The sequence below is a fragment of the Streptomyces sp. NPDC028991 genome (genome assembly GCF_055564775.1).
In genome coordinates this window covers 201,534-219,714 of sequence record NZ_JBVHVP010000001.1, presented here as the reverse complement: position 1 = coordinate 219,714, position 18,181 = coordinate 201,534, and the positions used below count along the sequence as shown (strand labels likewise).

Below are 18,181 nucleotides of genomic sequence, written 5' to 3'. Positions count from 1 at the left end.
TTATGCCGGATCGGGAATATTTCAGAGTCGGCATAGACGAGGGGTGATGGGCTCCGTAGCGTCGTCGGGCAGGGGCCCAACCGGGGCCGGACGAGAGGGGGCACCATGGCGCGCAGCGACCTGACGCGGCTGACGGGCAGCTTCAACGGGCCCAACTGTGACGACGACGACTGCCCGAACGTCTACCGCACGGTCAGTGGCTCCATCGTGGTTCAGGGGAACCTGTCCGGTGCCTTCCAGCCGCCGGAGGGTGAGGCCCTGGTGGAGATCCCGGAGGCGGTACTCAGGGAGGCCGTACGTGCTCTTGGATGGTGACGAGTGGCGGAGGACGTTCGACGCGTACGAGCGTGCGGCGTGGCGCTTCGAGGCCCAACCCACCTACGCCATGCCCAAGGAGGCTGAGAACGTCGCTCGCTTCCTTCGAGGGGAGCCTAAGCCTGTCGACCACAATGCACGGTGGCATGAGCGTGTACGGGGTTTCGTGACGTCGGGGCGTGCCATCGGTCGAGTGCGGATCGTCCGTCAGCCGTTGACGGACTACCAGCGATACCAGTTCGCTTGGGGAATTCCTGGCAACATCAACGCCGGTGAAGACATCCGCATCCTGGACGTGACCCAGAATGACTACGGACTCCCTCTGTCGAATACTGACTGGTGGATGTTCGACGAATCAAGAATCGTCCACCTGAAGTTCCGGCCGGACGGCACACAGATCAATCGAGAGTTGCTCAAGGGCGATATCACTCCTTACCTGGAGTGGAAGCGCATTGCCGTTGCTCACTCCGTACCGTTTGCCGAGTACGTGAGAGAATGCGGGTGACATTCGAGCCTGAACAGCTAGGTCAGTCCAGGACCGACCTGGCGGAAAAGCTCCGCGAGCTACGGAAGCGGGCCGGTCTCACAGGAGACCGGCTCGCTCGGCGTTGCAACATGTCTCAGAGTCAAATTAGTAAGTTCGAGACGGGAAAGAAGACGCCGAGGCTCACGGACGTTGAGCGCATCCTTCAGGCAATTGACGCCCCTCCGGAAATAGTGGCAGAGATTACGGCTCTCGCGCGCATTGCGAACACGGAGTGGCAGGACAAACGCTCTTCCTGGCGGCGCGGCATGGAAAAGCGACAGACGGAGTTGGCTTCGCTGGAGGCCGAGGCCACGGAGCTGCGCTACTTCCTCCCAGCAATGATTACGGGCCTGCTGGCCACTCCCGAGCTTATTCGCGCCAGCCTGAGCCACACCCCGGGCGATCCCTCCAAGACAGTGGCACGCAAGCTTGAGCGTCAGACGGTTCTCTACGACACATCGAAGTCGTTCACCTTCCTGCTCACCGAACAAGCGGCAAGATGGGCGATACTTCCGCCCCCTGCTATGGCAATGCAGATCGACCGTCTCATATCACTGTCTCGCCTGCCGAATCTTTGTATCGGCGTCATCCCAACAGGGGCCGATATACCCCGCGGTCCTATGAACACGTTCACGGTCTACGACGGCCGGCTTGCCACGGTAGAGAACTTCACAGGCCGAATGGTGTTTCGGGATGCTCGTGACGTCTCCGAGTACCTCGCCGTGTTTGCACTCTTCGAACGCCATGCCCACTTCGGCGAAGAGGCAAGGATTCTGCTTCAGCGATGGGCAGATGCTTACCGCTGATCTTTAGTCCAGAACGGGAATATTGCTCGGTGAATCCCTCCACCTGGTAGATCATGGATAGACCATAAGGCCGGGGAGGATCGATGACGGGTACGCAGAAACCCCAGGGGTACGTACTGGCGGAACTGCCCTCGGAACCGAGAGCAGTACCAGGGTGCAGCACATGTCTCAGCTTTTGCGTGAGTCGGGATGATGCTCGGTCCACGAGCGACTACAGCGCAGTGTCTGACGCAAATGTGGAACTGCGCCAGCACCAAGCGCAGGCGCACAGCTCTTGAGCAAGGAAACATACGCTCAGATGTTCACCAAACGCCCTCTGATGACGATTCGGATCTCTCGTGATTCCGGGCAGAACTGGGAACGCGAGCGGGCCGTGTTCTCGACGGACAATCTTCCGCCCCTGGCTACGTCTGAATGGCCACCGTGCCAGTGCTTCCGGTGCTCGGGGTCCGGCAAGCGCTCCGACCGCTGAAGCGTGGCCATTCCCTTGAACTCCCGCTCAAATGGGCGGCGGCGGTCAGCCATGACCGCGATTAGTTAGCAGGAAGGTGCAGTGATGCAGAACGGAACCGACCTGTACGCGCTCGACATCAGCAGGGCCTCGTTCGTGAAGGCGTGCGGCGGCCCCTGTACGGAGGGGTGCGTGACCTTGGCCCGGACCGGTGAAGACACCTGGGCCCTGGGGGACAGCAAGCGGCCGGACGCGCAGCCGCTGCGGTTCACCACGGAGGAGCTGGACGCGGCCGGTATCGACCCGGCGCGCTTCGGTCTGAACGTCTGATCCTCCTCTCCCGTCAGTCGGGCCGGGTTCATCCCCCGTCCCTGGGTGCGGCCCGGCTGGCGCCAATCGAACGGGAACGACCGGTGCACCACCACGGCTACCTATGGACCGGCCCAAAAGAGCGCTTCGACAATGAAGCCCTACGGCGCCCCCCGCACCCTGAGCCTCCACCGGCGCCAGTGTCCAATGAGGACGTGAAGGCAGAGCAGCTACTCAAGCGCTACCGGGAGGTGGTGACCGAGTTCCCGACGTGCGACCTGCCACCGATCGAAACGGCGTACTGGCTCATCAAGCCCCGTTCTTTAGTTCGTGGCACCTGAGACGAGGCCAAGGAAGCGGCAGCGTGGATCGGTGAACGGCTGGCCGAGTACGCGCCCCGGTTCGCCTCCGAGCGTGACCAGGACACCACCCGCCTGACCCAACTCGTCAATGCTTCTGCCGAACGACTGCAGACGGGCGGTGATGTGCCGTTCGGCTTCTACCTTGAGCGTCCCTCGTATCTGTCCCTGACGGTGGTGACGTGCTCCCCGAACCACTCAATGCCTGAACTGCCCTGCCCCACGGCGTAGTCGAAGCAACAAAGTAGCCCCGGCCAGACAGGCCGGGGCTTCTCCGGTTCGCTAGAGCAGTGCAAGGAAAGGGTTGGTACCCCCGAGCGATTCCGGCCGCTTTGCTTCAGGCCCAGGGTCGGGGCGCTGCTGCGGGACCGGACGGTAAGCGTCCAGGCTCACCACCGTGGCGCGGTTCTGCTCACACTCCGCACTCGTCGGCCGCACCTCTGCGTGACGGGAAGCGTCCCCGTTCTGATCACCCTCTGCGCTGGCCGACTGCGGCACAGAGTCACCAGAACTGTCACCGCGGAGTGTGAAAACGGTGGCCGGTCGGCCGGTCTTCCCGGTGGCGTGGCGTCCCTGACTCAGGCCGTACGTCTCCCCGGCGTCGGCGCGCTACCCAGTTCGCACCAGACGTACTTGCCCCGGTTGCCCTCCCTCGCCAGCGGCTGCCACCCCCACACGTCGGCGCAGGCCCGCACCAGCGCCAGGCCCCGCCCGTCCTCCCGGTCCACGGCCCGGTCGAACGGCCGCGGCGGCTCGGGCGGTGACGGGTCCGCGTCCCAGGCCCCGATCCGCAGCACGCCCGCCGCCCAGCGCACCCGCAGGGCGGCGGGCCCTTTGGTGTGCCGCACGGCGTTGGAGACCAACTCCGTCGCCAGCAGCTCCGCGACGTCGACCAGCCGGATCAGCCCGTGCATCGTCAGGATCAGCCGGAGGGTGCGGCGGCACACGGTGACGGCGCGGGGGTCGTTCGGGATGTAGAGGGAGTACTCCCACGGATCGTTTTCGGGCACGCGGACTCCTTCGGAGACGTGGAGGGGGTGTGGGATGCGGTGGCATTGCCGCAGCCGTCATGGCAGGACGAAGCGGTGCGCTTCCGAACATCCCGCGACTTCACAGGGTGTGCGTTGCGTCACCGACAGTAGGTCATAAATTTATTACTCAGCAAGCGAGTCGCGTAACCTTGCCCCGAACGAGCCGCCCGAGAGCGTCCGTTGAGCGAGGAGGAAGTCGTGCCGCCGAGACGCACGCCCACAGCACGTCAGGGGCGCCTGGGGGCTGAACTGAGAAAGATGCGGGAAGCCGCGGGACTCAAGGCAACCGAGGCGGCAGCCCTTCTCGGCGTGAACTCCGTCCAGATCAGCCAGATCGAGTCCGGAATCGTCGGAGTGAGCGAGGAGCGACTGCGCCGCCTCGCAGCCAACTACGCCTGTTCCGAAGGCGACTTGATCGATGCACTGGCAGCCATGGCGACGGTCCGGGTCCGGGGCTGGTGGGACGACTATCGCGGCGTGCTGCCCGCCGCCTATCAGGATCTCGCCGAGCTGGACCATCACGCGACATTCCGCCGCGATGTGGCGGTCATCCACGTGCCAGGTCTGCTCCAGACGGAGGACTACGCCCGCTCCCTCTTCACCTACATGAACCCGGAATTCCCCGACCGCGAGGTGGAGCACCGGGTGCGCCACAGGATGAAGCGGAAGGTCATCGTCGAGGGCCCTGATCCAGTTCCCTACGAGACGTTGATCCACGAAGCGGCGCTCCGGATCAAGGTGGCCGGACGTGCTGCGACCCGGAGACAGCTTGCGCGCATCGTGGAGATGTCCGAGGCCGAGCACGTCACAGTTCGCGTCATTCCGTTCGCACTGGACGACTTCGCGGGAGCCGGCAGCGCGATGGTGCACGTGGGCGGAGCCGTGCCCCGCCTGGACACCGTGGTACGCGACGCACCGCATGGCACGGTCTTCCTCGATTCCGAAGCCCAACTGGGCCACTTCCGAAAGCTCTTTCGTAGGGTGAGGGACGAATCGCTCTCCCCGGAGCGGTCGCGCGAGCTCATTCACGATCTGACGAAGGAGCTGTGAGGGAAACGATGACCACCCCCACGCAGTGGCAGAAGTCGTCCTACTCCGGCGGCGGCGAAGGCAACGACTGCGTCGAGGTCGCCCACCGCGGCCCCCACATAGCCGTCCGCGACTCCAAGGCCCCCGCCGGGGCCACGCTCACCTTCCCCGCCCCCGCCTTCGCCGCCTTCCTCACCGCCCTCAGGACCCCCACCGGGGAATAACCGGAGGCACCCTCCTGTTACGCCGCGCAGCGACCCGCGCGAATGTCACGACACAGGAGGCACCCCACCATGCCCGCAGACGCCGCAGAGGAGATCCGGGGCACGGCCCACGGCACCGCTCCCGTCCCCCTCTCCGTACTGGACCTGGTGACCGTCGGCGCCGGCCGCACCGCCACCGACGCCCTGCGGACCAGCGTGGACATCGCACGCCTCGCGGAGAACCGCGGCTTCCACCGGTACTGGGTCGCCGAGCACCACTCGATGCCCGGCGTCGCCTCCTCCTCCCCCGCGGTGATCCTCGCCCACCTGGCCGCCCACACCGACCGCATCCGGCTCGGCTCGGGCGGCGTCATGCTCCCGAACCACGCCCCGCTGGTGATCGCGGAGCAGTTCGGGACACTGGAGGCCATGGCCCCCGGCCGCGTCGACCTCGGCCTCGGCCGCGCCCCCGGCACCGACGGGGCCACGGCCGCCGCCCTGCGCCGCACCGACCGCCTCAACGAAGGCGCCGACGACTTCCCGCAGCAGCTCGCCGAGCTGATCCGGTTCCTGGACGACGACTTCCCCGACGGGCACCCGTACCGCCGTATCCACGCCGTGCCCGGCCCCGTGCAGGCGACCTCGCCCGGTGGCGTGCAGTCGGCCCACCGGCCGCCGGTGTGGCTGCTCGGCTCCTCCGGTTTCAGCGCCCGGCTGGCCGGCACCCTCGGGCTGCCGTTCGCCTTCGCGCACCACTTCTCGGCGCAGAACACCGTCCCGGCGCTGGACCTGTACCGGGAGTCCTTCCGGCCGTCCGCCGTCCTGGACGCCCCCTACGCCCTCATCGGCGTCTCCGCGCTCGCGACCGACGACGAGAAGGAGGCCCGCCGGCAGGTGCTGGCCGCCGCGCTGAACATGGTCCGGCTGCGCACCGGGCGCCCCGGGCTCGTGCCGACGCCGGAAGAGGCCGAGGCGTACGACTTCAGCCCGATGGAGGAGGAGTTCGTGGCGTCCTGGAACTCCAACGTCGTCCACGGCACCCCGGACGAGGTCCGCTCCGGCCTCGACGATCTCCGCAAGCGCACCGGTGCCGACGAGCTGATGCTCACCGCAAACGCCCACGGCGGCGACGTACGGCTGCGCTCCTACGAGCTGATCGCCGACGCCTACGGGTTGCCGACGCCGGCCTGAACCCCGGCCGCTCCGGGCCCGGCGGGGCCCAGCAGCGCGGAGATGCGATCCGGCGCCACCGGTCGGGAGTACAGCCAGCCCTGACCGGTGTCGCAGCCGATGCGGCGCAGGCGGGTCGCCTGGTCGGACGTCTCCACGCATTCGGCGGTGACGGTCAGGCCGAGCCGGTGGGCGAGCTGGACCATCGCCTCGACGATGACCTCGTCGGCCGGGTTCGCGGCGGCGGCGTCGGCGGACGGGTCCACCCCGGCGCCCGTGTCGACCTTGTCGTACTGGAAGCCCCGCACGAAGGCGCCGTCCAGCTTCAGGACCGAGACCGGCAGCCGGCTCAGGTAGGCGAGGTTCGAGTAGCCGGTGCCGAAGTCGTCGATGGCGATGTGGACGCCCATGTCACTGAGCGCCTTGAGGGCCTGGAGCGGGCGGCCGGCGGAGCCCATCACCGCCGACTCCGTCAGCTCCAGCTGGAGCAGGTGCGGGGCGAGGCCGGTCTCCTCCAGGGTCGCCGCCACGTCCGCCACCAGGTCGGAGTCCCAGACCTGGCGGACCGCGACGTTGACGCTGACGAAGATCGGCGGGTCGTCCGGGTGGTCCAGCTGCCAGCGACGGGCCTGGTGACAGGCCGTGCGCAGGATCCAGCGGCCGAGGGGAACGATCGAACCGTCCTCCTCCGCCAGTGCGATGAACCGATTCGGCGCCAGTACGCCGAACTGAGGATGATTCCAGCGGATGAGCGCCTCGACGCCCCGCACCCGGCCGTCCTCCATCCCGACCAGCGGCTGGTACTCGAGGGCGAACTCGCCGCGTTCGATGGCGGGCCGGAGCGTGGCGGCGAGCGCCTGGCGGGTCATGCGGTTCGCGTTGCGCTCGGGGTCGAAGAGCGTCCAGCGGGCCCTGCCGTCGGCCTTGGCCCAGTACAGGGTCGTGTCGGCGGCCTGCATCAGGGCGGTGGGGGTGGTGCCGGCGGTGTGGCGTTCGACGACGCCGACCGACGCGGTGACCGAGAGGCGGCGGTCGCAGAGCTCGAACGGCGCCTGGAGGGCCGTGAGGACCGATTCGGCCAGGTCGGCGAGCTGGTCGGTGCCCGTGGAGTCCTCCACCAGGAGGGCGAACTCGTCGCCGCCGAGCCGGGCCACCAGCGGGGCGCCGGACCGCACGTGGGCGGCCTCCTCGGCACAGCGGGTGAGGCGTTCGGCGACGGCGGCCAGCAGCCGGTCGCCGACGCGGTGGCCGAGGGTGTCGTTGACGGCTTTGAAGCCGTCCAGGTCCAGATAGCACACGCCGATCCGGCCGGTGCCGCCGTGCTCGTACGACTCCGCCTCCAGCGCGGCCGTCAGGCGCTCGAAGAACAGCGCGCGGTTGGGCAGCCGGGTCACCGGGTCGTGCATCTGGAGGTGGCGCAGCCGGGCCTGGAGCTCGCGCCGGGCGCTGATGTCGGCGACCGACAGCAGCAGGCCGCCCCGTACCTCCCCGGACTCGGCCAGGGGCGCGACCGTCACCTGGACCCACAGGGAGTGCCCGTCGGGCCCCTTCAGCCGCCGGGTGCAGCGCAGCCGGGGCTGCCGGCCCAGCAGCACCTCGCGGTACGCGTGCCAGGTCCCGGCGTCGGAGCCCAGGTCGACCAGGTCGGCGGCAGCGCTGCCGGCCAGCGCGGCCGGGTCGGTGCCGAGCAGGGTGCCCAGCGTGTCGTTGGCGCTGACGACCATGCCGTCGGCGTCGACGACGGCCATGGCGAGGGGGGCGGCCGCGAACGCCGAATGGTAGGTCGGGGGCTCCGTACACGGCGTACGAGGAGCCAGATGGTTGTCACTCTCTGTGACGGCTGACCGGTCGAGGTCTGCCGCGGGCGCCGGCCCTTCGGAGGTTCCGTTCACCGCTCGCTCCCGCAGTGCCTCGATCTCTGTTCGTGCTCTGTTCGTGCAGGAAAGTGTGCCGATCATAGAGGCTGCCACCGGGCCCTTCCAGCCGCCGTTCCATGCTCCGGACCGAGTGATCTCCCTGGCAGATCGTTTCTGCCCACACCTGGACGGGTTCTACATGCCCCCGACCAGTTGTGACGTTCCGTAAGTGTCCCCGGGGTGTCGCCCGGGAGGCCCTCCGCGAAATTCCGGACGGCTCACCCATCCGGTGCAGACAAACAGGGCGCAGTACGACAATCATGCACAAGCTGGGTGCGGTGTCCCGTCGACCGCACCCGGAGGTTCATGTGCCGCGCCAGCTCCCCCTGAGGCGACTTCCCCGGGAGGCACTCGAGGGACTCGGCGCCGGTCGCCGGGCGGCGGGGGCGCCCCGGTCCCGGCTGCGCAGTACGGCGGCGGTCTGCACCACGATGTCGGCGCTCGCCGCGACCTCCCTGATCACCGCTCCCTCGGTCGCCGAGCCCTTCTCCCCGGAGCCCTGCGCCCTCCAGCGCACCGACGTGCACCACTCCGAGGGGCTGGACACCTGGAACGCCGCCTATCCGCGGCCCGCCCGCACCCTGGACGCGGTGATGGTGTTCCTGTCCTTCCCCGACTCCCAGCCGCTGACCGCGCCGGCCGAACTCGCCGCGGACCACTTCCCGGCCACCACCCGCTTCTTCCAGCGCGCCTCCTACGGCACGTTCACGCTCCGCCCGCACCCGCTGCCGAGCTGGATCCCCATGCCACGGCCGTCGACTGCGTACGACATACAGCGTGACTGGAGCCCCCGGCACCGGGCCGCCTACCTGCGCGACGCGCTGGACGCCGCCGACCGGCACGTCGACTTCTCCCGTTACGACATCGTCTACTTCGTCGCCGACCCGGACGCGCCCGGCGTGGACTCCGACGCGACGAAGGTCGTCAACCTGGACACCCCGATGCGGGCCGACGGCACCGACATCCGGCGGGTCGTCACGGTCTTCGAGAACCATCCGCCGGACCGGCTGGTCCTGGCCCACGAGACCGGGCACGTCTTCGACCTGCCCGACCTGTACCAGCGGCCCGTCGACGGCAAGGGCGACTGGGACACCCACGTCGGCGACTGGGACCTGATGGGCAGCCAGTTCGGACTGGCTCCGGATCTCTTCGGCTGGCACAAGTGGAAGCTGGGGTGGCTGGAGCCCCGGCAGGTGGCGTGCGTGCGGGGCGGCGGGCCCACGCGGCTGACACTGGAGCCGCTGGGGGCCGGGCCGGGGGTGGCGGTGACGGGCGCCGCCGGAACGCCGGCCTTCGGCCTCGGGCGCGGTACGAAGCTGGTCGTGGTGCGCACGGGCGCGGACAGCGTGCTCGCCTTCGAGGCGCGGGGGCCGGTCGGCAACGACGTCGCCGCCTGCCGGGCGGGGGTGCTGGTGTACCGGGTGCGCAGCGGGGCGGAGTCCGGGGGCGGGCCGATCGAGGTGATCGACGCCCACCCGGACACCGAGGCCTGCTGGGAGGACTCGGTCTACCCCCCGCTCGCCGACGCCCCGGTGAGCCTCGGCGAGAGCTTCACGGTGCCGGAGGAGGGCGTACGGGTGGAGGTGGCGGGGCGCACGGCGTCGGGGGCGTGGACGGTGCAGGTCACGCCGGGGTGAGACCGGCGCCTTCCGGGCGCTCCCGGGCGCGCGAAAAGGCCCCCCGCCTGAGCGAGGGGCCCTTTCGTTGTCTGTGCGCCGCCAGGGACTCGAACCCCGGACCCGCTGATTAAGAGTCAGCTGCTCTAACCAACTGAGCTAGCGGCGCCTGCTGACGTCGTAGACCTTAGCACCCTGGTCGGCGGGAGGAAAAATCGAAATCCGCACGGCGGCGCGGGCCGCCCGTACGGCCGCCCAGAGCAGGATCTCCGGGCCCGGCAGCCAGGGCAGGCGGGTGTCCGGCGCCACCAGCCAGCGGGAACCGGAAGGCGTGGGCCCGCCCACCGGAGCCGGCACGGTCACCGCGTCCCCGGCACCGTGGCACAGCAGCGGCGGCACCGCGCCCGTACGGCCGCCCTCCCGGCCGCGCGCGCTCCACTCCTCCCAGTCGAGCAGCGACGGCAGCCGCTGGGCCGTGCCCGGCGCGGCGAACAGCAGCATCCGGCCCCGGAACTCGGCCACCGGACCGGACCCCGGCCCCTCGTCCCACATCCGGTCCAGCATCCGGCGCCCGAAAATCGCGGGGGCGCTCACCACGTCGAAGGCGGAACCGCAGGGCAGGACGACCGGGGCCTCGGGCCGCTCCTCCCAGAACGCGAGCGTGCTGCGCGGGTACGGGGCCGCCGAGGCCAGCCAGGCGGCTCCGTCGGAGGTGACGTCCGAGACGTGGGGGGAAGCGTGGAGGGCGACATCGCGTGTACTGCTCATGCCGCATACATCTACCGTGCGTGAGGTAGACACTCCGCTGAGTTGCGGGAAACCGGGACAGGAGGGTGGGGAGGGGAGTATCTTGCCCACCCGCCTGGCATATGCGGCCGAGCTAGTCGGCGTGCACGCCGCCCTCGCCGCCGCGCATCAGGTCGCGCCCGAACTCGACCATCTTCTTGGCGTAGTCCTCGGTCCATTCGGCCCGCTCGGCGATGTCCGCGGGCGTCAGCCGGTCGAAGCGCCGCGGATCGGCCAGCTGGGCCGCCGCCACCGCCTGGAACTCCATCGCCCGGTCCGCCGCCGCCCGGAAGGCGTGCGTCAGCTCCGTCGCCCGGTCCAGCAGCGCCCGGGGATCGTCGATCGACTCGAGGTCGAAGAAGTGCTCGGGATCGGCGGACGCCTCCGCCGGCTCGAAGAGCAGGGGCGCGGGGCGTAGCCGCGGCTGGTTCCGACGCGGCGTGGGCTCCGCCATGTCTTCTCCTCCTCATACGTACGGGGGCCCTCCCCGAGGACCGGGGCACTCCCCGTGGAGGAGTGGGCCACCGTCCATTGTCCCGCGCCCATGCAAGAGGGCGGGGCCGTGCCGGTACGCGCGTACCGGGCACTCCCCGCCCACTCCCGCGGGACCAGGCCGCTCGCTAGCCGGCGTAGGTCTCGAACTCGGCGACCTTCGGCGTGCCGCCGGCGCCGGTTGCCTCGAAGGTGATCTTCTTCAGCGTGGTCCGGTCGAAGCCGATGACGCCCGCTCCGCTGCCGGAGGCCAGGACGGAGCCCGTGTCGTGGTTGACGACCCGCCAGGATCCGATGGTGCCCTCGGAGCCCGGCGCCTCCCGGATGTTGATCTTGGAGACCGTGGTGGCCGAGCCCCACTTCACGGAGACGGAACCGGTCGAGCCGGACGGGGACCAGTAGGTGCTCATGTCACCGTCACGGACGTTGCCGTAGCTCGTCCCGTCGGCCTTGGAGGAGCCGTCGGAGCCCGCCCCGATGCTGAGGTTGGTGCCGGTGGGCGGGTCGGTGGGACCGGGGTCGGTCGGGTCCGGGTCCGGGTCGGTGGGGCCCGGGTCCGTGGGTCCGGGGTCGGTCGGGTCCGGGTTCTGCGGCGTGCAGCTGCCGTCCGAGACCTTCAGCCCCTTGCCCGCGCCCGCCGTCTGGCTCACGACGCCCGGCACGCAGCCGGCCGCGTCGAGGCTGTAGGAGTACGGGATGCCGACGCTGGTGTTGGACTGCGGGTCGGGCCCGGCGGGGTTGTTGTCGCCCTCTCGGTCGGACCAGGTCACGTTGTCGAAGATGTTCCCGCTGACCTGCCAGTAGCCGGCCTGGTCCGTGTAGAAGGTGCCGAGGACGTCCTTGGAGTCCTGGAAGTAGTTGTTGTCGACCTTGGCGCGGGCGCCGGCCCGGGAGTTGATGCCGGACTCGTTCAGGTCCACGTAGTGGTTGTTGTAGATGTGCGCGATGCCGCCGCGCAGCAGGGGGGCACGGGAGTCGATGTTCTCGTACAGGTTGTGGTGGAAGGTGACGTAGCCGTTGGAGCGGTCGCTCTCGCTGGAGCCGATGAGGCCGCCGCGGCCGGAGTTGCGCAGGGTGCTGTAGGACAGGGTGACGTACTTGGTGTCGTCCTTCATGTCGAAGAGGCCGTCGTAGCCCTCCGACTCCCCGCCCGACGCCTCCAGGGTGGCGTGGTCGACCCAGACGTTGCGGACGCCGCTCTCCATCCCGATGGCGTCGCCGCCGTTGGACGTGGGCGAGCCCGACTTCTTGACGTTCCGGACGGTCACGTTCTGGATGATGATGTTGCTGGACTCCCGGATGTGGATGCCCAGTTGGTCGAAGACGGCGCCGCCGCCGACCCCGACGATCGTGACGTTGCTGATCTGCTTGAGCTCGATCTTGTCCTCGGCGGTGTTGCAGCTGGCGCCCGACACCTTGCTGGTGTTGCCGTGGTTGATCGTCCCCTCGACCTGGATGGTGATCGGGGTGCTGCTGCTGGCGCGACCGCACAGGGCCTGATGGATCGCGGTTCCGGTGGTGGCGCGGACCGTCTGTCCGCCCGCACCGCCGGTCGTGCCGCCGTTCTGGGTGGCATAGCCGGTGGCGCCACTGGCCGCTGCCGCCGCCTCGGGCATCGACAGCACCACACCGGTGGCCGCGGCAACGGCCAAGGTGGCCAGCGCCGCGTTGAGTCGCAGCGCGACTGGTCGTCTCATCCTCGGTCTCCCCATTCGCCTTCACATGCCGGAACGAACACTCTGTCGTGATCACGTCAATACCGCAGACGGGAAAGCGCTTTCTCGGCGTGAGAATAGGGGGCCCTCCAGGGGCTGACAAGGGTTGTGACGCGTTCATGATGCGGAACGATGTGCATGTGAGTGACCGTGCGGATGACGGCGCTCCCCCTCGACCGGAGCGTCGACGTGCGCCCCGGGCAGAGCTGCGGTACGATAATCCTGCCTGCTCGCGGGGGTCAACCCTCAGCGGACGGCAATGCGTTGGTGGTCCAAGGAAAGACGCCCCACTTCCCGTGGGGAAATGCAGGTGCAAGGCCTGCCCAGCGCTCGACGAGAACCCCGGTCCCGCTCCAGCGGGACCGGGGTTCTTCCGTGTCGGCCGGCTCGGTGCCGGCCGAGCTTGGCCGCCAGGGCGAGGGCGACCGCGGAAGCGGTCAGGGCGGGCCGGGCCGTTGAGGCGCGCGGGTGGCCCCGGGCCGGCCGGCGCCCACGGCTCGGCGCCCCGGGCCAGGGCGTACCCCGGGCCGGCACCGGCCCGGCGGCACCGGCCCGCTCGGCCCGCCCCCGTGTCAGGCCTGCACCACCGGCTCCCGTGTGAACAGCGCACCCAGCTCCGGTGCGTTGACCCGGCGGTCGGCCAGGCGCAGGCACTCCCAGATGGTGACCTGGTTGGCGGTGAGGACCGGCTTGGCCAGTTCCTTCTCCAGGGCCGGGATGTGGGCCGCCGTGTGCAGGGCGGTGTCCGGGAGGAGGACCGCCTCCGCGTCCGGGCGGTCGGCGGCGCGGGCCAGGGCCAGCACCTCCGCCTCGGTCCAGGTGCCGACCTCCGCCGCCGTGATGATGCCCGAGCTGACGACGTCCACCGCCTCGATGCCGGCGGCGCGGAGGAAGTCCGCGAAGAGCCGTGCCACGTCGTCGGGGTAGGTCGCCCCGATCGCGACCCGCCGCATCCCGAGCTCCTGCACGGCGTGCACGAAGGCGAAGGAGGTGGAGGAGGCCGGCAGGCCCGCCGCCTGGGCGAGGGCGCGCACCTGCTCCTGGGCGCCCTCCCAGCCGTGCACGAAGCTTCCGCTGGTGCAGGCCCACACCACGGCGTCGGCGCCGGCCAGCCGCAGCTCCGCCACGCCCGCCGCGAGCCGCTGCGGTGAGCCCATCTCGCGCAGCGCGTCGACCCGGTGCGCGTCCTCGCCGATGTCCGTGTGCACCAGGTCCACCCGGATGTCGCTGCCCAGGAGCTGCTCGATGCGTGGATAGTCGTCCTCGCCGGAGTGGCCCGGGTACAGGAATCCCAGTGCTGTCATGTCCACCCTTCCTGCTGTTCCGTGTCCGGAGCGTCACCGACGCCCGGCATGTCCGCGACCGCGGGACCGACCGGGCCCGCCACCGCGGGATCGACCGGACCCTGCGCCGCGGGACCGATGCGCGCGGACGGATCGGTCAGCGCCTGATACGGCCCCACCGCAGGGGTACCCAGTCGGCGCAGTGCCGCCCACATCGTCACTTGGTTGGCCGAGATCACCGGGATCCGCAGTTCGGCCTCCAGCTGCGGGATGACGTCGTAGGTGGGGAGGTTGGTGCAGGAGATGAACAGGGCGTCCGCCGACCCCGGGCTCGGTACCGCCTGGCGCGCCATGTCGGCCACGTCGCGGTACGGGACCCGCCAGATGTGCCGGGTCAGCCCCATGAAGGCGCAGCCGGTGACGGTGACGCCGGCCTCGGCGACGTACGCCTCCAGCGCCCGGGTCACGGAGACGGTGTACGGCGTCACCAGCGCGACCCGGCGTACGCCCAGCTCGGCCAGTGCGTCCAGCAGCGCGCCGGAGGTGGTCACGGACGGGACCGCGCCCGCCCAGGTCATCGCCTCGCACATCGCGCGTTCGCCGGCGATGCCGCCGACGAAACTGCCCGAGGTGCAGGCGTAGGCGATGACCTCGGGCGTGATGGCGTTGAGGGTGCGCACCGCCTCGCCGAGCGTTTCGTGTTCACTGACCAGCCGGGCGAGGTCCAGACTGACCTCGACGGGCACAAAAGGGGTTCGCGTCATGTGCAGCGACACGTCGTCGGGCACCCATCGCCACAGCTCCCGATCGAGCGCGAAGTCGAAGGGGGCGACCACGCCGACCCCGCGTTGCGGACCTGGTCCGCCGAGAAAGGAGATATCCATGGCACGCACCGACCTCACACTGAGAGAGGGGAGGACAACGCACCGTTACGCACGGCCGTGTTGACGAAGGTAGGTTCCGGTGCGAGCGTGGTCAATCCGCCCGCGTCACTCCCAGGTCAACAGCCGGTTAACTTCCCCGTCAACTCCTGAACCGCCCCTGCTTTCACCGACCGGAGACAGGCCTGCCGATGACCACGCCCACGCTCCTCGTCCTGGACGCCGAGCCGCTCCCCCGGCTGGGCCGGCTGACCGGCCGGACCCGGATCGAGCACGCCGACGAGACCACCCTCGCCGAGCGGTTGCCGCACGCCGACGTGCTGCTCGTATGGGACTTCGCCTCGCACGCCGTACGGAAGGCGTGGCCCGGTGACGGTCCGCGGCCGCGCTGGGTGCACACGGCGAGCGCCGGCGTGGACCATCTGATGTGTCCTGAGCTGGCCGAGTCGGACACGGTGGTGACCAACGCGCGCGGTGTCTTCGACCAGCCGATCGCCGAGTACGTCGCCGCGCTCGTCCTGGCGATGGCGAAGGATCTGCCCACGACGCTGCGGTTGCAGGGTGAGCGGACCTGGCGGCACCGCGAGTCGCTGCGGGTGGCCGGAACTCGCGCCTGTGTGGTCGGCTCCGGGCCGATCGGGCGGGCGATCGCGCAGACGCTGAAGGCGCTCGGCATCACCACCGCGCTGGTCGGCCGGACCGCCCGTACCGGCGTCCACGGGCCCGGCGACCTGGACCGGCTGCTGGCCCGCGCCGACTGGGTGGTGGCGGCGGCGCCGCTCACCGACGACACGCGCGGCATGTTCGACGCCCGGCGGTTCGGGATGATGCAGCCCTCCGCGCGGTTCGTGAACGTGGGGCGGGGGCAGCTGGTCGTCGAGAGCGATCTCGCCGAGGCGCTGACCAGGCGCTGGATCGCGGGCGCCGCCCTCGACGTGTTCAGCCACGAGCCCCTCGCGGCCGACAGCCCGCTGTGGCGGGTCCCCGATCTGATCGTGTCGCCGCACATGAGCGGCGACACGATCGGCTGGCGGGACGAACTGGGCGCGCAGTTCGTGGAGTTGTTCGAGAGCTGGGCGACCGGTGGGCCGCTGGCGAACGTGGTCGACAAGAAGCGCGGATACGTGCCCGGACACTGACATCCGAAGAACGCGGGAGAGTGCTGCATGACCGACCTCACCGAGCTGACCGCTCTACAGCTCGTCGACGGTTACCGCAAGGGCGACTTCAGCCCCGTGGAGGCGACCCGGGCCACCCTCGAGCGGGCCGAGCGGATCCAGCCGGAGGTGAACGCGTTCGTCCGGCTGACCGGCGAGGAGGCGCTCGAGGAGGCCCGGCACTCCGAGGAACGGTGGCGGCGCGGGGAGCCGGGCGGCCGGCTGGACGGCGTGCCGGTCACGGTGAAGGACATCCTGCTGATGCGCGGTCACCCGACGCTGCGCGGCTCCCGCGCCGTCTCGCCGGACGGGCCCTGGGACGAGGACGCGCCGTCCGTGGCCCGGCTGCGCGAGCACGGCGCCGTGTTCGTCGGCAAGACGACGACGCCCGAGTACGGCTGGAAGGGCGTGACCGACTCGCCGCTGTCCGGCGTCACTCGCAACCCGCACGATCCGGCCCGCACCGCGGGCGGCTCCAGCGGGGGCGCGGCGGCGGCCGTCGCGCTCGGGGCCGGGCCGCTGGCGCTCGGCACGGACGGCGGCGGCAGTGTGCGCATCCCGGCGTCCTTCTGCGGCGTCTTCGGCCTGAAACCGACGTACGGCCGGGTCCCGCTCTACCCGGCGAGCGCCTTCGGCACGCTCGCGCACGTCGGCCCGATGACCCGGGACGCGGCGGACGCGGCGCTGATGCTGGACGTGGTCGGCGCGCCGGACGCCCGGGACTGGTCGGCGCTGGGCCCGGCGCCCGGGTCGTACACCGAGGCGCTGTCCGGCGGGGTGCGGGGGCTGCGGGTGGCGTACTCGCCCTCGCTCGGCGGGCAGGTGGCGGTGCGCCCGGCGGTGGCGTCGGCGGTCCGGCGAGCGGTGGAGCGGCTGGCGGAGCTCGGCGCGTACGTGACGGAGGCCGACCCGGACTTCGCGGACCCGGTGGACGCCTTCCACGCGCTGTGGTTCAGCGGGGCGGCGCGGGTCGTGCAGCATCTGCGGGCGGGGCAGCGGGAGCTCCTGGACCCGGGGCTGCGGGAGGTCGTCGGGGCCGGGGCGCGGTACTCGGCGCTGGAGTACCTGGCCGCGGTGGACGTGCGGATGGAGCTGGGCCGGCGGATGGGCCGCTTCCACGAGGCGTACGACCTGCTCGTGACGCCGACGCTGCCGATCACGGCGTTCGAGGCGGGCGCCGAGGTGCCGAAGGGATCGGGTCACCGGCGGTGGACGGGGTGGACGCCCTTCACCTACCCGTTCAACCTCACCCAGCAGCCGGCGGCGACCGTGCCGGTCGGCGCCGACGGGGACGGTCTGCCCGTCGGCCTCCAGTTGGTGGCGGCCCGTCACCGGGACGACCTGGTCCTGCGGGCCGCGCACGCGCTCTACGAGACGGGCGCGGTACCGGCCCCGGGCAAGTAGGCGGTGAGGGGAGCGTTCGTCCCGGCGGGACACCGTGAGCACCGGCGGTCCGCCGGGACGGACGCTCCCCTCTCCCCGGGCGGGGCTAGGGGTGTCGTTTGGATCTTGCCGAGGTCGGCCACAAGGCACCGTCTCCTGGAGCCGGCCTGATCCAAACGACACCCCCTAAGCCCGCCGGAAGTCGAGCGTCTCTCCCTCCGCTCCGGTCCGCCACAGATCGTTGCAGGCCTCGGCCATCTCGCCGAGGCCCTCGACGATCTGGCCCCAGACGGTGCCGGGCACCCAGCCGACGTCGCCGTTGAGCAGCAGGTTGTTGCGCTCGTAGAAGAGGGCCAGGTCGACGAGTGTGGTGCCCGGTCGGACCTCGCGGTCGTAGCCGTACGCCTTGGTGCCCAACTCGGCACCCGCGAAGGCGAAATAGCACAGGTCGCCCGGAATCGGCGTTACGGTCGGATTCTCCAGCGGTGGTTCGGATGCCGCGAAGGGCGGGAAGAGGGCGTAGATCTCGTTGCGCGCGTATTTGGCGTGATACACGTCGCCGCCGAGAGGGAGCGCGTCCCAGACCGCCGCGCAGGTGATCGGGGCCCGGTCGTCCAGCAGTTGGGCCGTGCAGGTGATTCCGCGCTTGACCAGCGAGACTTCGATGAAGCGATCAGCCATACCCTCCATGGCAGTGCCCGGCGGCCCCGCGGTCAAGGGCGCGGGGCCGAGGTATCGGACTGAAAAAGATCG

At 70.2% G+C, this 18,181-nt stretch carries 18 protein-coding genes, 1 tRNA gene and 1 pseudogene; 11 read left to right on the top strand and 9 right to left on the bottom strand.

Annotated features, from left to right (window positions below):
- Positions 1–105 precede the first annotated feature (105 nt).
- The 5 genes and pseudogenes from ACZ4V1_RS00975 to ACZ4V1_RS00955 all read left to right on the top strand — a co-directional run bounded on the left by ACZ4V1_RS00975 (position 106) and on the right by ACZ4V1_RS00955 (position 2,997).
- Complete coding sequence (locus tag ACZ4V1_RS00975) at positions 106–315, top strand: hypothetical protein (protein WP_468327769.1); 210 nt, start codon at positions 106–108, stop codon at positions 313–315.
- Positions 299–820 carry a DUF6879 family protein gene (locus ACZ4V1_RS00970; protein WP_468327767.1) on the top strand — a complete coding sequence of 174 codons (522 nt, stop codon included), beginning with the start codon at positions 299–301 and terminating at the stop codon, positions 818–820. The genes ACZ4V1_RS00975 and ACZ4V1_RS00970 overlap by 17 nt, the downstream gene beginning before the upstream one ends.
- Positions 817–1,647, top strand: a complete 831-nt coding sequence (locus tag ACZ4V1_RS00965; protein ID WP_468327765.1) for a helix-turn-helix domain-containing protein — start codon at positions 817–819, stop codon at positions 1,645–1,647. Before ACZ4V1_RS00970 ends, ACZ4V1_RS00965 begins: the two co-directional genes overlap by 4 nt.
- 556 nt (positions 1,648–2,203) lie before the next feature.
- Positions 2,204–2,428: a DUF397 domain-containing protein gene (locus tag ACZ4V1_RS00960; RefSeq protein ID WP_468327763.1), complete on the top strand. Its 225-nt coding sequence runs from the start codon at positions 2,204–2,206 to the stop codon at positions 2,426–2,428.
- Positions 2,429–2,511: 83 nt separating this feature from the next.
- Positions 2,512–2,997 (top strand): annotated as a pseudogene (locus tag ACZ4V1_RS00955) (hypothetical protein).
- A 347-nt stretch (positions 2,998–3,344) separates the two neighbouring features.
- Here the strand turns inward: ACZ4V1_RS00955 and ACZ4V1_RS00950 are convergent.
- Entirely contained in the window at positions 3,345–3,776 is a 432-nt protein-coding gene (locus tag ACZ4V1_RS00950) for an ATP-binding protein (protein ID WP_468327761.1), read from the bottom strand.
- 219 nt (positions 3,777–3,995) lie between these two features.
- Here ACZ4V1_RS00950 and ACZ4V1_RS00945 point away from each other — a divergent pair, with 219 nt between their 5' ends.
- The 3 genes from ACZ4V1_RS00945 to ACZ4V1_RS00935 all read left to right on the top strand — a co-directional run bounded on the left by ACZ4V1_RS00945 (position 3,996) and on the right by ACZ4V1_RS00935 (position 6,220).
- Positions 3,996–4,847, top strand: coding sequence for a helix-turn-helix domain-containing protein (locus ACZ4V1_RS00945; protein WP_468328888.1), 852 nt, complete (start codon positions 3,996–3,998; stop codon positions 4,845–4,847).
- Between the two features lie 8 nt (positions 4,848–4,855).
- The gene (locus ACZ4V1_RS00940) at positions 4,856–5,050 is read left to right on the top strand and encodes a DUF397 domain-containing protein (protein ID WP_468327759.1); all 195 of its coding nucleotides are present in this window, start codon (positions 4,856–4,858) and stop codon (positions 5,048–5,050) included.
- Positions 5,051–5,119: 69 nt separating this feature from the next.
- A complete protein-coding gene (locus tag ACZ4V1_RS00935; RefSeq protein ID WP_468327757.1) occupies positions 5,120–6,220 on the top strand; it encodes an LLM class flavin-dependent oxidoreductase in 1,101 nt (366 codons plus the stop codon).
- Here ACZ4V1_RS00935 and ACZ4V1_RS00930 read toward each other — a convergent pair.
- Entirely contained in the window at positions 6,196–8,091 is a 1,896-nt protein-coding gene (locus ACZ4V1_RS00930; protein ID WP_468327755.1) for a putative bifunctional diguanylate cyclase/phosphodiesterase, read from the bottom strand. The genes ACZ4V1_RS00935 and ACZ4V1_RS00930 overlap by 25 nt on opposite strands.
- Before the next feature lie 302 nt (positions 8,092–8,393).
- On the opposite strand from ACZ4V1_RS00930, the gene ACZ4V1_RS00925 reads away from it, so the two are divergent.
- Entirely contained in the window at positions 8,394–9,752 is a 1,359-nt protein-coding gene (locus ACZ4V1_RS00925; RefSeq protein WP_468327753.1) for a M6 family metalloprotease domain-containing protein, read from the top strand.
- Positions 9,753–9,826: 74 nt separating this feature from the next.
- On the opposite strand, the gene ACZ4V1_RS00920 is transcribed toward ACZ4V1_RS00925, so the two are convergent.
- From ACZ4V1_RS00920 to ACZ4V1_RS00895, 6 genes are all read right to left on the bottom strand, one after another.
- A tRNA-Lys gene (locus ACZ4V1_RS00920) sits at positions 9,827–9,900 on the bottom strand.
- A complete protein-coding gene (locus ACZ4V1_RS00915) occupies positions 9,891–10,499 on the bottom strand; it encodes a bifunctional DNA primase/polymerase (protein ID WP_468327751.1) in 609 nt (202 codons plus the stop codon). Before ACZ4V1_RS00915 ends, ACZ4V1_RS00920 begins: the two co-directional genes overlap by 10 nt.
- Positions 10,500–10,611: 112 nt before the next feature.
- Complete coding sequence (locus ACZ4V1_RS00910) at positions 10,612–10,971, bottom strand: hypothetical protein (RefSeq protein ID WP_468327749.1); 360 nt, start codon at positions 10,969–10,971, stop codon at positions 10,612–10,614.
- A gap of 166 nt (positions 10,972–11,137) precedes the next feature.
- Positions 11,138–12,706: a pectate lyase family protein gene (locus ACZ4V1_RS00905; protein ID WP_468327747.1), complete on the bottom strand. Its 1,569-nt coding sequence runs from the start codon at positions 12,704–12,706 to the stop codon at positions 11,138–11,140.
- Between the two features lie 590 nt (positions 12,707–13,296).
- On the bottom strand, positions 13,297–14,028 hold the full coding sequence (locus ACZ4V1_RS00900) for a maleate cis-trans isomerase family protein (protein ID WP_468327745.1): 732 nt from the start codon (positions 14,026–14,028) through the stop codon (positions 13,297–13,299).
- Positions 14,025–14,891, bottom strand: coding sequence for a maleate cis-trans isomerase family protein (locus tag ACZ4V1_RS00895; RefSeq protein ID WP_468327743.1), 867 nt, complete (start codon positions 14,889–14,891; stop codon positions 14,025–14,027). The genes ACZ4V1_RS00900 and ACZ4V1_RS00895 overlap by 4 nt, the downstream gene beginning before the upstream one ends.
- Before the next feature lie 188 nt (positions 14,892–15,079).
- On the opposite strand from ACZ4V1_RS00895, the gene ACZ4V1_RS00890 reads away from it, so the two are divergent.
- Positions 15,080–16,027 carry a D-2-hydroxyacid dehydrogenase gene (locus ACZ4V1_RS00890; RefSeq protein WP_468327741.1) on the top strand — a complete coding sequence of 316 codons (948 nt, stop codon included), beginning with the start codon at positions 15,080–15,082 and terminating at the stop codon, positions 16,025–16,027.
- Positions 16,028–16,054: 27 nt separating this feature from the next.
- On the top strand, positions 16,055–17,449 hold the full coding sequence (locus ACZ4V1_RS00885) for an amidase (protein WP_468327739.1): 1,395 nt from the start codon (positions 16,055–16,057) through the stop codon (positions 17,447–17,449).
- 165 nt (positions 17,450–17,614) lie between these two features.
- Here the strand turns inward: ACZ4V1_RS00885 and ACZ4V1_RS00880 are convergent, their stop codons facing one another.
- Positions 17,615–18,109: a DUF3830 family protein gene (locus tag ACZ4V1_RS00880; RefSeq protein WP_468327737.1), complete on the bottom strand. Its 495-nt coding sequence runs from the start codon at positions 18,107–18,109 to the stop codon at positions 17,615–17,617.
- Positions 18,110–18,181 lie beyond the last annotated feature (72 nt).

What these genes read in the sequence shown, in the direction of transcription:
- ACZ4V1_RS00975 (WP_468327769.1), top strand. Translation starts at nt 106, where the DNA reads ATGGCGCGCAGCGACCTGACGCGGCTGACGGGCAGCTTCAACGGGCCC.
- ACZ4V1_RS00960 (WP_468327763.1), top strand. Translation starts at nt 2,204, where the DNA reads ATGCAGAACGGAACCGACCTGTACGCGCTCGACATCAGCAGGGCCTCG.
- ACZ4V1_RS00940 (WP_468327759.1), top strand. Translation starts at nt 4,856, where the DNA reads ATGACCACCCCCACGCAGTGGCAGAAGTCGTCCTACTCCGGCGGCGGC.
- ACZ4V1_RS00935 (WP_468327757.1), top strand. Translation starts at nt 5,120, where the DNA reads ATGCCCGCAGACGCCGCAGAGGAGATCCGGGGCACGGCCCACGGCACC.
- ACZ4V1_RS00915 (WP_468327751.1), bottom strand. Translation starts at nt 10,499, where the DNA reads ATGAGCAGTACACGCGATGTCGCCCTCCACGCTTCCCCCCACGTCTCG.
- ACZ4V1_RS00910 (WP_468327749.1), bottom strand. Translation starts at nt 10,971, where the DNA reads ATGGCGGAGCCCACGCCGCGTCGGAACCAGCCGCGGCTACGCCCCGCG.
- ACZ4V1_RS00905 (WP_468327747.1), bottom strand. Translation starts at nt 12,706, where the DNA reads ATGAGACGACCAGTCGCGCTGCGACTCAACGCGGCGCTGGCCACCTTG.
- ACZ4V1_RS00900 (WP_468327745.1), bottom strand. Translation starts at nt 14,028, where the DNA reads ATGACAGCACTGGGATTCCTGTACCCGGGCCACTCCGGCGAGGACGAC.
- ACZ4V1_RS00895 (WP_468327743.1), bottom strand. Translation starts at nt 14,891, where the DNA reads ATGGATATCTCCTTTCTCGGCGGACCAGGTCCGCAACGCGGGGTCGGC.
- ACZ4V1_RS00890 (WP_468327741.1), top strand. Translation starts at nt 15,080, where the DNA reads ATGACCACGCCCACGCTCCTCGTCCTGGACGCCGAGCCGCTCCCCCGG.
- ACZ4V1_RS00885 (WP_468327739.1), top strand. Translation starts at nt 16,055, where the DNA reads ATGACCGACCTCACCGAGCTGACCGCTCTACAGCTCGTCGACGGTTAC.
- ACZ4V1_RS00880 (WP_468327737.1), bottom strand. Translation starts at nt 18,109, where the DNA reads ATGGCTGATCGCTTCATCGAAGTCTCGCTGGTCAAGCGCGGAATCACC.